General features: G+C 54.0%; 10 protein-coding genes. 2 read left to right on the top strand and 8 right to left on the bottom strand.

The genetic code is table 11. The features are described from left to right. Nucleotide 1: 1 nt before the first annotated feature. The 8 genes from H1S01_RS06390 to H1S01_RS06355 form a co-directional block, all read right to left on the bottom strand. Nucleotides 2-1,861, bottom strand: a complete 1,860-nt coding sequence (locus H1S01_RS06390; protein WP_188039264.1) for an NADH-quinone oxidoreductase subunit NuoF — start codon at nucleotides 1,859-1,861, stop codon at nucleotides 2-4. Then, on the bottom strand, nucleotides 1,854-2,387 hold the full coding sequence (locus tag H1S01_RS06385) for an NADH-quinone oxidoreductase subunit NuoE family protein (protein WP_243237088.1): 534 nt from the start codon (nucleotides 2,385-2,387) through the stop codon (nucleotides 1,854-1,856). The genes H1S01_RS06390 and H1S01_RS06385 overlap by 8 nt, the downstream gene beginning before the upstream one ends. A gap of 40 nt (nucleotides 2,388-2,427) precedes the next feature. After that, a complete protein-coding gene (locus tag H1S01_RS06380) occupies nucleotides 2,428-2,691 on the bottom strand; it encodes a MoaD/ThiS family protein (RefSeq protein ID WP_341479049.1) in 264 nt (87 codons plus the stop codon). Between the two features lie 142 nt (nucleotides 2,692-2,833). Next, nucleotides 2,834-4,639, bottom strand: a complete 1,806-nt coding sequence (locus H1S01_RS06375; protein ID WP_188039262.1) for an aldehyde ferredoxin oxidoreductase family protein — start codon at nucleotides 4,637-4,639, stop codon at nucleotides 2,834-2,836. After that, complete coding sequence (locus H1S01_RS06370) at nucleotides 4,639-5,118, bottom strand: 4Fe-4S dicluster domain-containing protein (protein WP_188039261.1); 480 nt, start codon at nucleotides 5,116-5,118, stop codon at nucleotides 4,639-4,641. The genes H1S01_RS06375 and H1S01_RS06370 overlap by 1 nt, the downstream gene beginning before the upstream one ends. Nucleotides 5,119-5,569: 451 nt before the next feature. Continuing rightward, nucleotides 5,570-7,420 (bottom strand): NADH-dependent [FeFe] hydrogenase, group A6, encoded by a 1,851-nt coding sequence (locus tag H1S01_RS06365; protein WP_341479045.1) that lies wholly within the window; start codon nucleotides 7,418-7,420, stop codon nucleotides 5,570-5,572. Nucleotides 7,421-7,426: 6 nt separating this feature from the next. Next, nucleotides 7,427-9,217 carry an NADH-ubiquinone oxidoreductase-F iron-sulfur binding region domain-containing protein gene (locus H1S01_RS06360; RefSeq protein ID WP_188039260.1) on the bottom strand — a complete coding sequence of 597 codons (1,791 nt, stop codon included), beginning with the start codon at nucleotides 9,215-9,217 and terminating at the stop codon, nucleotides 7,427-7,429. Next, entirely contained in the window at nucleotides 9,204-9,776 is a 573-nt protein-coding gene (locus tag H1S01_RS06355) for an NADH-quinone oxidoreductase subunit NuoE family protein (protein WP_480035576.1), read from the bottom strand. Before H1S01_RS06355 ends, H1S01_RS06360 begins: the two co-directional genes overlap by 14 nt. A 169-nt stretch (nucleotides 9,777-9,945) precedes the next feature. On the opposite strand from H1S01_RS06355, the gene H1S01_RS06350 reads away from it, so the two are divergent. Continuing rightward, entirely contained in the window at nucleotides 9,946-10,695 is a 750-nt protein-coding gene (locus tag H1S01_RS06350) for a copper amine oxidase N-terminal domain-containing protein (protein WP_188039259.1), read from the top strand. Between the two features lie 154 nt (nucleotides 10,696-10,849). Beyond that, complete coding sequence (locus tag H1S01_RS06345; protein WP_188039258.1) at nucleotides 10,850-11,779, top strand: transketolase; 930 nt, start codon at nucleotides 10,850-10,852, stop codon at nucleotides 11,777-11,779. Nucleotides 11,780-11,827: the final 48 nt, after the last annotated feature.

Below are 11,827 nucleotides of genomic sequence, written 5' to 3'. Positions count from 1 at the left end.
CCTAACGAACCTTGACGGCATTACGCTTGCAGCTATCGACACAGTTACCGCAGCGGATGCACTTCTCCTGGTCGATGACATGTCGTTGTTTCGTCGAGCCTGTGATGGCATCGGGAGGACAGTCCCGTCGACAAAGGCCGCAACCGTTACAGAGAGCACCGTCGATCTCAAAGGTGGTCAGTTCCCGGCATACGCCGGCTGGACAGCGCCGTTCCTGGATATGAGCCAAGTATTCCTCCCTAAAGTACCGGATGGTGGTACTCACCGGGTTGGGAGCACTCTTACCTAAGCCACATAAGGCTGCTTCTGCCATCGTCTCACCGATGGTGAGCAGGAGGTCCAGATCCGATTCTTGCCCCCGTCCTTCACAGATGTCCTCTAGGATCTCTGCCATGCGGCGGATCCCTTCGCGGCAAGGCACACATTTTCCGCACGACTCGTCCGCTAGGAACTGAACGTAGTAGCGGGCGACATCGACCATACAAGTGCGGTCATCCATGACAATCATCCCGCCCGATCCCATCATCGATCCCGCCTCGGTGAGGCTGTCAAAATCGACGGGCAAATCGAGCAACTCTTCGGGGATACAGCCGCCGGAGGGGCCGCCTGTTTGGACAGCTTTGAATTTCCGCCCGCCTAAGATGCCGCCGCCGATATCAAAGATCAACTCCCGCAAGCGGATGCCCATGGGTACTTCGACGAGTCCCGTATTTTTCACCTTGCCCACTAGAGAGAAGACCTTCGTCCCGGTGCTCTTCTCCGTCCCAATCTGGCGAAACTGGTCCCCGCCCTGTGTAAGGATCACAGGGATGTTGGCCCAGGTCTCGACGTTGTTGAGGACCGTCGGTTGACCCCAGAGGCCTTTTTCCACGGATCGTATGTACTTGGCCCGCGGTTCACCCACTTTTCCTTCGATCGAAGCCATGAGTGCCGTCGATTCGCCGCATACGAAGGCACCACCGCCCCGGACGATAGATAAGCCGAAAGAATAGCTGCTGCCTAAAATATTACGGCCAAGATAGCCCCGCTCCCGGGCTTGTTCTACCGCCTTCCGAATCGTCTCTACGGCCAGCGCATACTCATCGCGGATGTAGATAAACCCTTCGGCCGCACCGACGGCATAGGCGCCGATGATCATCCCTTCAATGACGCTGTGCGGATCCCCTTCCATGATGCTTCGATCCATGAAAGCGCCCGGATCGCCTTCATCGCCATTACAGACGACATACTTCGGAAAGTTCTTGTAGCCGGCGCATTGTTTCCACTTTCGCCCCGTGGGAAAGCCGGCGCCGCCGCGCCCACGCAGGCCGGAACGGTGCACTTCTTCAATGACAACATCAGGTGTCATTGATTTTACGGTTTTTTCTAAAGCGCCGTAGCCGCCATGGGCGATATAGTCGTCGATCTGATGGGGGTCGATCTCGCCGACATGGCGCAGCACGATTTTGACCTGCGGGGTGTAGAATTCGTTTTCCTTCAGCGATAGGACCGGCTTGCCTGTTTTTGCACTGACATGGAGCAGCTTTGGGATCACCTCTCCGCTGCGCAGCGTTTTCTCGACGATGGCTTCTACATCCTTCAAGGCTACTTTGTAATAGGCGATATCATCGGGAACGATCCGGAGCATCGGTCCCTTTTCACAGAGTCCCTGACAGCCTGTCTCTTTGATGAGGGGACGGACCTCAACGTCGAGACCGGCCTCGTCGATTTTCGACCGCAATGCCTGGGCAATCGCCGGACTGTCGTTGGCCAAACAGCCGGGGCCGCAACAGACGAGCACCGTCCGGCAGTCTCTGCGAAGAGTTTCTTCGGACAAATGGGCCTCACTCACCCTGGTGCCTGCCAGTTCAGGGTTAGTCATGGGCTACACCTCCTGAACGCTCGCTCTGTTCAGGGGCATCGCCGTACTGAGCGATGATCTCCTGCAGTTTGGCCGGGGTGACCTTGCCATAAAAGGTCTCATCGATGACCACGACCGGTGCAATGGCGCAGGCACCGAGGCAGTTGACCAACTCGACGGAAAATTGCCCATCTCCCGTTGTTTCACCAGGCCGAATCTTCAGCAATGTGTATAATTCGTTCGCGAGCATCTGAGAAGAACGGATGTGGCAGGCCGTACCATCACAAATTTTGATGACATGCTTCCCTTTCGGCTGTAAGCTAAGGGCCTTGTAAAAGGTGGCTAAACTGTAAATTTTGCCCAAGGGAAGTTCCAAGTGGTCGGCGATCAACTCCATCGACTCCCGAGGGATGAATTGAAATTCCTTTTGAATATCCTGCAGCATGGCCAAAGTGTACCGCTGTTCTTTAGGGTAGCCTTCTAGAATCCTGCCGGTGACGGCCACCCGGTCCGGTGACCTGTGCTGCATACCGGATGAAAGAGTCAAGATGTTCACCTTCTGCTCTGAATTACTCCGTGAATGACCGTTAGCCTCCGGCCACTAACGGGAAGATGGAGATCTCGTCGTCGGGCTGCAGTCGCGCTTGCGGACCGCCCAGATGAGCGATATGGCGCCCATTGACGAGGATGATGACTTGATCGCTCACCGTCCCCTCGTTCAGCAATTCTTTGTGCATTCGGGGGCCGCAGCGCTGGCCGAGGAGTATGATCAGTTCTTCCACCGTGGCACAATGGTCGACCGTGAGTTCCTTCGCGTTGGCGTACTCGCGAAAATAGGCATAGAAGTTCACCTTCAATAGACTTCACCTTCGTCCTGATACATCCTGTCAAGCGCCCATAATGAAGAATCTGCAATCGGCCCGCCGGGTAAGAGCCGGCCGATTGCAGATCGATAGTTCCGACATGTTCCAAAGAAAGCGAGCCTACGCCGCCTTACCCTTCAATGGTGAGGGCCTTTGTTTTTTCCGCGGTCGGAATCCCATCGGCATCCCAACCACGAAGGGCGTAGTATTCCTCCAGCATCGGTTCCAGTTCTACGACTTTTCCTTTCGCCGGACCATCGGGCAGTGGTTCTTCGAGGAGCCGTTTGGGCAGTGTGTCATCAGCTTTGCTGAATCCGGCTTTCAGGTTGAAGAGCTTTTCTAGGTTCCAGATGCGTTCCCCCAGTTCCAAAATCGCTTCATCGCTGCAATCCCAGCCTACGGCGGTGCGAATCTGCGCGGCGATTTCCGGAAGCCCGATCCCCAAGGACGTGAACAGGCAGATACCTGCCGAGTCGATGACTGCCGTCAGGTCTTGAAAAATCTTCAACCAGAAGGCTTTGCCTTCCGTCGTCAGCGGATCGAGCTTTTCGGGGACACCGAGGATCTCCGGCGCCGTCAGATAGCCGCGAACATGGCATCCGCCCCGGTTGGAAGTGGCATATTCAAGGCCCATACCTTGAACGCCACGAGGATCGTAGGCTGGGAGCTCCTGCTTTTTCACGGTCATCGATAACTCGGGGCAACCGTAGCTTTCGGCCAGGCGGTAGGAACCTTCGGCCAACTGATCGCCAAAGCCTACCCGCAAGCCCGTCTGACGGGTCAGCTCGACGATCGCTTCCGCGTCACCGAAGACTAGGTCCCGGCCAACCTGCTCCCGGCTCAAGCTGCCTTTTTTCATCATCTCCATGGCACAGGCGATCGTCGCACCCATGGTGATCGGATCGAGCCCGAGTTCATTACAGATAAAGTTGGCCTTCGTGATGGCGGCCAAATCGTGGATACCGCAGTTGGCCCCGTAAGACCAGCCTGCTTCGTATTCGGGACCTTCGCCGAATCCTTGGTAAGGGCCGTCGCTGATGCGGGTGACCCGGGCACAGCCGATGGAACAGCCGAAACAGCCCTTGTTGCGGACCAGGTATTTTTCGCGCAGCGTTTCGCCGCCGGTCTCGTCAGCACGATCGAATTTGCCTGAGGCAAAGTTCTTCGTCGGCAGTGCGCCCGATTGGTTGAGCACGTTGACCAAGACTTCTGTGCCATATGTGGGCAGACCCACACCGGTGACTGGATGTGCTTTTAACTTGGTCCGTGCATCCATAGAAGTCGCCAAAAAGGCGTCAGGCTGAGCGACAGCAACGGCGCCGGTTCCTCGGACGACGACAGCTTTCAAGTTTTTTGAACCCATGACGGCGCCTAAGCCGGAACGTCCGGCAGCCCGGTGCTTATCGTTCATGATGGTGGCGAACTTGACGAGCCGTTCCCCGGCAGGTCCGATGCAGGCCACCCGGGCGTCCTCTTCGGTTTCTGCGACGAGGAGGTCTGTCGTTTCGTGGACGTCTTTTCCCCAGAGGTGAGCTGCGCTGCGTATTTCTACTTGATCGTCATTTATGTAGAGATAAACGGGGCCGTCGGCCTTGCCTTCAAAAATGATCCCGTCATAGCCGGCGAATTTGAGTTCAGGGCCGAAATGTCCCCCTGAGTTGGATGCACCGATCGTGCCTGTCAACGGGGCTTTCGTGACGACGACATACCGTCCGGAACAAGCGGCAAAGGTGCCTGTCAGCGGACCGGTCATGAAGATGACCTTGTTTTCGGGACTGAAGGGTTCCACCTTCGGGTCTACTTCGTCGATCATATACTTGGTTCCGAGCCCGCGGGCGCCGAGGTACAGTTCGGCATCCTTCATGTTGAGTGGCTCTTTCTGAATCGTCTTTTCCGTCAGATTTACCCGCAACAGCGTGCCTTTCCAGCCAAACATTATACGCTCGCCTCCCCGAAGACTTCCTTGAATTTGTCGGCCACAGCCTTCTTCTTACGCAGATTGGCCACATTCGCCTCTTTAAACTCAATAGCCCCGGTAGGGCAGACCTTGGCGCAGTTGGAATCGCCGCCGCAAAGATCACACTTGATGATTTTTCGTTCCGCGGGATGATAGCTGATATTGCCGAAGGGACAGGCACTGATACAAAATTTGCAGCCGATACACTTGTTTTCGTCGACCACGACCGTACCTGATGCGTTTCTCGACAAGGCTCCGGACGGGCAGACTTTGCTGCATGCAGCCTCTTCGCATTGCATGCACATGACCGGCACGGAAATGGCGGCTTCTTCAAAGGTCAGCACTGACAGGGCCGCTTGTTTGGGGTTAAAGGCGCCTTCCCGGTGGAAGGAGCAGATGAGTTCACAGCTTCTGCAGCCCAAACATTTTTCCGGCGAAATGATTAGTACCTTGCTCATGGTAACCTCCTCAGGATTCATGGTTTTGGCACTTCCTGGTACGCTGTAAGTTGAGATTTGTGTATCTGTTTTCTATGTATATTCTTTGAAATATTTATGCATAAAATAGAAAAAACCTTCTGTTGAGTTAAACAAATTTATTGGATATTTGGCATGTACGATGATTTGTTTCACCCCTTTTTCTTTCTTCATTTCACAAATAATATGTTTGTTGAAGCATATTTAGTCTTGCCCAGATTGTTATATGCTTTTTTATGCATATTTATATAAATAAATGTGAGTTTGTGACATCAGGTATCTACCCGTGAATTAGCCCATCCACAGAGACCTGTTTAGTACCAGTTCGACAAAGCGAACAAAAAGTACTCCAAACTTTTACCCCCCTACCTCTATAAGACACGTTTAAACATGAAGAAGCCCTGAACCCATGTCGATTCAGGACTTCTTTGGATTACTCCCGTACATTCGGCATATTTCCTCGTGCACGGTAATGGGTATGCAACAATTTCTGAGCAACCTCGCTGCCTGGATGTCCCAGGTACTCTTCATAGATTCGCTGGATCGTCGGATTCTCATAGCTGTTGCGAAGGTGCTTATTGTAGTCGATCTCATATAGAGCGTCAGCTCGGTTGTGGCGGTAATCTAAGGATAGCTTTTTATGATCCCGCCCGGACAGGATCGGTTGACCGCCACCGCCGACACAGCCGCCGGGGCAAGCCATGATTTCCACATAGTCGATCTTTTCGCCGCCTAAGATGGCGTCGAGAATGCGCCGGGCGTTGCCGGTCCCGTGGGCTACAGCCACATGAATATCCCGCCCGCCGAGCATCACATGGGTCAGCTTTAGGCCCGACTGTCCACGAATCTCACGAAACTCGACGGTTTGCTCTCGGGTCCGCTTTTTCGGTGCATCGGCCATCTCTTTCCCGCCGTTCATCACCCACCAAGCGGTTCGCAGTGCCGCCTCCATCACACCGCCGGTGGCACCGAAGATCGTGCCTGCGCCTGTGTAAGTGCCGAGCGGTGCATCGAATTCGTCATCGGGCAGGTTCGCAAAATCGATTCCAGCCTGGCGGATCATCCGGGCCAATTCCCGGGTCGTGAGCACATAATCTATATCCGGCCGTTCCCCATCGCCATGTTCGGGACGGGCCGCCTCATACTTCTTGGCGGTACAAGGCATGATGGCTACCGAGATCATTCGCTCCCTGGGAATGCCCCGCTCTTGGTAGTGATAATGGCGGCAAAGGGCACCGAACATGGCCATGGGCGACTTACATGTGGATACATAGGGGATAAGTTGTGGATAAAAGTGCTCGCAAAACTTTATCCAGCCGGGGCAGCAGGACGTAAGAAAAGGAAGTTTGTTTTGTTCCAGACGCTCGACAAACTCATAGGCCTCTTCCATGATGGTCAGGTCAGCTGCGAAGTCGGTAGCAAAAACCTGATCAAAGCCGAGCCGACGCAGGGCCGTCACCATTTTACCGGTCACTTTCGTCCCCACGGGCAGACCAAACTCTTCCCCCAAGGTCACTTGGATGGAAGGAGCTGTCTGGACAACCACATGGTTTTGGGGATCTTCCAAGGCCATCCAAACGGGGTTGATGTTCTCTTTATCGGCGAGGGATGCCGTAGGGCAGGCGATGACACACTGTCCACACATGATGCATGCCACATCACCCAGATCGCGCATGAACGTCGGCGCGATGACGGTGTCGAAGCCCCGCTTCTGGGCCGAGTAGACGTAACACTCTTGAATCTTGGAACAAATGCTCTCGCAACGGCGGCAGTGGATGCACTTGTTGTAGTCTCGCTGGATGGCTGGATTGTTCTGGTGGATCTCATAGCGCATCGTTTCGCCGGTCGGTTCGATATTGCGGACGCCCAGACTGTCGGCTACGTTCTGAAGCTCACAGTTTAAGTTACGAATGCAGGCTGTACACTCCCGGTGATGGTTGGAAAGGAGCATCTCGACGATCTTTTTCCGGGCCTTTCGTACTCGCGACGTGTTCGTACGGACTTTCATGCCCTCTTCGACCGGATAGATACAGGCCGCGGGCAGCGACTTTCTCCCCTCCACTTCCACTAAACAGACCCGGCAAGCGCCGATCTCGTTGATATCTTTGAGATAACAGAGGGTAGGGATGTTGACGCCGATATTGCGGGCCGCCTCCAAAATTGTCGTCCCCTTCTCGATTTCTACCGGCTGCCCGTCGATTTCCAACTTGACTCGTTCGATCTGCTTTTCTGTGTCCTCCTGATCATTCATTACAGGAATTGGATTTTTCTCTTGGTTCTGCAATGTTCATCACCCCCTGGAAAGGGCCTTGTTTTTTCGAGCCATCTTCGGGCGGTGCATGACCTTGCAGACGCCTGCGGGGCAGCGTTTATCTTGAATATGGGCGAGAACCTCGTCCCGGAAATAGTTCAGCGTGCTGATGACCGGATTGGGCGCCGTCTGCCCTAGACCGCAGATGGCGCCTTCTTTGATGTCCCGGCTCAATTCTTCGATAATCTCTAAATCCTCCATCTCGCCGCGCCCTTCGGTGATCGCGATGACCTTTTCCAAAAGCCGCTTCGTGCCAATCCGGCAGGGCACACACTTTCCGCAGGATTCATCGACAGAAAACTGCAGGTAAAACCGAGCCATATCGACCATGCAATCCTGCTCATCCATCACGATGATGCCGCCAGAGCCCATCATGGAACCGATTTCGTGGAGGCTATCAAAATCGATGGGGATGTCGAGATGCGCTTCCGGCAGAATGCCCCCCGTTGGCCCTCCCATTTGTACCGCCTTAAACTTGCGCCCCTCTGGAATGCCCCCGCCGATGTCATAGATGATCCTTCTTAAGGTAGTCCCCATGGGCACCTCAATCAGTCCTGTATTGTTCACCTTGCCGGCAATGGAAAAGACCTTTGTCCCTTTGCTGCGTTCCGTCCCCATGGTGGCAAACCACTCCGGTCCCCGCAAGATGATCTGGGGGATGTTGGCGTAGGTCTCCACATTATTCAAAAGGGTTGGCCGATCCCACAGTCCTGACACGGCCGGGTAGGGCGGACGAGGACGAGGTTCGCCCCTACGGCCTGTCACTGACCGAAGCAGGGCCGTCTCTTCGCCGCAGACGAAAGCGCCGGCGCCAAGGCGAAGTTCCAGATCAAAGTCAAAGCCGCTGCCGAGGATGTTTTTGCCTAGCAAACCGGCAGCTTTGGCCTGGCCGATGGCGGTCTCGAGCCGGTGGACGGCCAGCGTATAATCGGCCCGCACATACAGATATCCTAAATGAGCAGCGACGGCATACCCGGCGATGATCATCGCCTCAATGATCCCGTGAGGATCCCCTTCCAAGAGACTTCGATCCATAAAGGCCCCCGGATCGCCTTCGTCGCCATTGCAGACGATATACTTTTTTTCATCCTTTACTCCCGCTGCGAAGGACCACTTCTTGCCTGAGGGGAAGCCGGCCCCGCCTCGTCCTCGGATCTGAGAGGCCTCTACCGCCTCAACGACCTGCTGCGGGGACATGCTCGTCAACGCTTTCGCCAAGGCAAAATACCCGTCATGGGCGACGTATTCATGGATATCTTCCGGGTTGATGAGGCCACAATTGCGAAGGGCCACCCGAACCTGACCACGGAAAAAATCGTTTTCGTCCAACCTTTTGATGGGCTCTCCCGCAGAGGGGCTACGATACAAAAGATGTTCGACCAGATTCCCCTGCGCAAGATGCTCATCGCATATGTCCGGAATATCCTCCATCTTCACGCGGCAGTATAAGATCCCTTCAGGGTGAACGATGACGACGGGACCTAAATCGCAAAAGCCAAAACACCCTGTCATCCCCACATAGACCTGATCGCTCCAGCCTCGCCGTTCAATCTCTTTTTCGAACGCGGCTTGCAGTGTCTCACTGTGACCGGTCATACAGCTTGTCCCCCGGCAGAAGAGAATTTGGCGAGGGAACGATATGTTTTCGTCTGCCTTTTTGCCCAGCGTTCCACTTGTAAGGCGTTGTGTGAGTACCGGGCGGTAGCGTTCTTTAATTTTCTCCAGGTCTTCAACGGACCGAATCGGCCCGATAGCGTTACGATTGACCATTAAAATTTTCCTCTTCTGCAACCCTGTCTCTGTATTTCGCCAGGATAAAGGGGACATCTTCCGCTTTGACACGGCTGTATATTTCACCGTTTATTGCCATGACCGGCGCCATCCCGCAAGCACCGACACAGCGACTGCTCGTCAAAGAAAAAAGACCGTCTTTCGTCGTCTCTGTTACGTCGATGGACAGTTCTTTTTTCAGGGCCTTGACAATATCCTGTGCTCCTTTGACATAGCAGGTCGTACCTAAACAAACTCCGATGGTATACTTGCCTTTCGGACGGGTGGAGAAAGTACTGTAAAAACTGACCACCCCGGCAACCTCACTGATCGGGATGGACATGCGATCGGCCACGTAAACTTGAACTCCTTCCGGAATGTAACCGAAAATCTCCTGGGCTTTCTGCAGCACACGAACAAGTTGACCAGGCTTGTCCCGGAATTCCTCCAAGGCCTGATCGAGCTTTGCTTTTTTGTCTTTGTCTTTGATGAGTTTTGCTGTATCGATATGGGGGGCGTCCCAACGGTTAGCGGCCATATATCGTTTTATCTTATCCATAGGGCCTCCCGGTATAGCATGGTTCTCACACTGACAGATTCCAGCTTTTTTACCGCTAAACTTCTCATGGTAGGATACCCAAGATCTGTTTTTCTATGTCCATACACCCTCTACGGTGACGGCTCATATGCAATAGAGTTGGATCAATTTCATGAGGGGGCCAGGAAAGATGAAGAGATGGACCCTGCCATTGGTTACGCTACTGACCGCTGTGATGCTTCTGTTCCTCGTCTCGCCTGTTTTCGCCAATACCATCAAGCTCATCGTTGACGGTACCTATGTTCAAAGCGATGTCGCACCGTTGTTGGTCAACAACCGTGCACTCGTCCCTATCCGGGTTGTCAGCGAGCGTCTGGGAGCCAATGTGAATTGGGACCCGAACACGTCTACGGCGACCATACAATCGGGCAACCGGGTCATCTACCTTACAGCCGGGAGTTCCACTGCCGACATTGATGGAAAAACAGTCTATCTCGATCCGCCGCCGCAGATCATGGAGGGACGCCTGATGGTTCCGCTCCGCTTTATTTCAGAATCTCTGGGCAAGAACGTCTACTATGATGCGACTTTTCTCGATGAACCGACCGTTTGGGTCTCTACAGAAAATCTATTGTCTCTAGATGACGTGAACGTGAACGATGGCAATTACATCGAATACACGGAAGAGGCCAGCGGACTCCCCTATTACGTTATGAAATCAGAGGGCGTGACGAAGCGCGGTATCCACATCGGCGATCCGATTTCGACCGTCAAAGAGCGCTACGGCATTCCCCAGCGTGATACGTATGACTCTTCCACAAAAAAGAATATCGTTGAGTACACCACCTTGTTCTTACCACAATCCGGTTATAGCTACTGGTTAGTATTTGAGCATCAGAACGGTACCGTAGCGCGAGTCGTCGTCTATCCACCAAACTAACATTTAGACGCAAAAGGGACATCACTGCGCTGATGTCCCTTTTGCTTGTTTTCGCTTAACAGTCTCCATAAAATGAGATACACTTATCCTGATAAATCGCCCCAACCGAAAACCGATGTACGATTTCGACATAAAAAAGGAGTTTATCGCGTTTATGGACAATCAATCGCAACCGAACTGCCCTTCCTGGCACGATGATGTCCGCCGGGTGGCTCAAGGCATCCGCCGGCGCGTGCTGGAACACACCGTCAAAAACAACGGCGGCTATCTCAGCCAAGCCTGCTCGTCTGCTGAGATGCTCGCCACTCTATATCTGAAAGTGATGAACGTAGGACCTGTCGAGCGTCCTCTCGTTCCACCGCCTTTCCCGGGCGTGCCCGGTCCGAATAACCCAAACAGCTTTACCGGTGCTATCTTCAACGGCCCGAAAGCGCCTCACTTGGATCGCTTCATCCTTTCACCGGCCCAGTACGCTCTCGTCGTCTATGCAGCCTTGATCGAACTGGGCCGCATGGATCCGGACGGATTGAACCAGTTCAACAAAGATGGCAGCACTGTAGAGATGATCGGTGCCGAACACTCTCCAGGTATGGAAGTGATGACCGGTTCCCTCGGGCAAGGCTTAAGCCAAGCGGCAGGCATCGCCATGGCCCGCAAACTGCGCGGGGAAACCGGCCGGGTCTGGGTGTTCATGTCGGACGGCGAGCTCCAGTCGGGCCAAAACTGGGAAGCCCTACAAGCCATGTCTCACCACAAACTCGACAACATGGGCATCTATGTCGATGTGAATAAGCAGCAATGCGACGGACCTATCTGTTCCGTCATGAATATGGACCCCCTGGCTGAACGGCTAGCCTCTTTCGGGGCGAGAGTGATTGAGGTTAACGGGCACGACCTTGACGCTTTGGCGGCACCGGCCGAACTGGAGCGGGACGGCCGGCCCCTCGTCGTTCTCGCCGATACGGATCCCTGTGCCGGAATGCCGATTCTCCAATCGCGAATCCCGAAGCTCCATTATGTTCGTTTTGTCAATGAGGACGAACGCCAACGCTATCAATCCTTCTTAGCGGATTTTTGCAGATAATCGCGTCGATATGTGAAGTTGATTTGTAAAGTACACGATGAGGAGTAC

Source organism: Heliobacterium chlorum, from assembly GCF_014502795.1.
Classification (GTDB): Bacteria; Bacillota; Desulfitobacteriia; order Heliobacteriales; family Heliobacteriaceae; genus Heliobacterium; species Heliobacterium chlorum.
This window is presented reverse-complemented; position numbering and strand designations above follow the sequence as displayed.

Excerpts from the sequence above, each read along its gene's own strand:
- H1S01_RS06390 (WP_188039264.1), bottom strand. The coding sequence starts at position 1,861 with ATGACTAACCCTGAACTGGCAGGCACCAGGGTGAGTGAGGCCCATTTG.
- H1S01_RS06375 (WP_188039262.1), bottom strand. The coding sequence starts at position 4,639 with ATGTTTGGCTGGAAAGGCACGCTGTTGCGGGTAAATCTGACGGAAAAG.
- H1S01_RS06370 (WP_188039261.1), bottom strand. The coding sequence starts at position 5,118 with ATGAGCAAGGTACTAATCATTTCGCCGGAAAAATGTTTGGGCTGCAGA.
- H1S01_RS06360 (WP_188039260.1), bottom strand. The coding sequence starts at position 9,217 with ATGGTCAATCGTAACGCTATCGGGCCGATTCGGTCCGTTGAAGACCTG.
- H1S01_RS06355 (WP_480035576.1), bottom strand. The coding sequence starts at position 9,776 with ATGGATAAGATAAAACGATATATGGCCGCTAACCGTTGGGACGCCCCC.
- H1S01_RS06350 (WP_188039259.1), top strand. The coding sequence starts at position 9,946 with ATGAAGAGATGGACCCTGCCATTGGTTACGCTACTGACCGCTGTGATG.
- H1S01_RS06345 (WP_188039258.1), top strand. The coding sequence starts at position 10,850 with ATGGACAATCAATCGCAACCGAACTGCCCTTCCTGGCACGATGATGTC.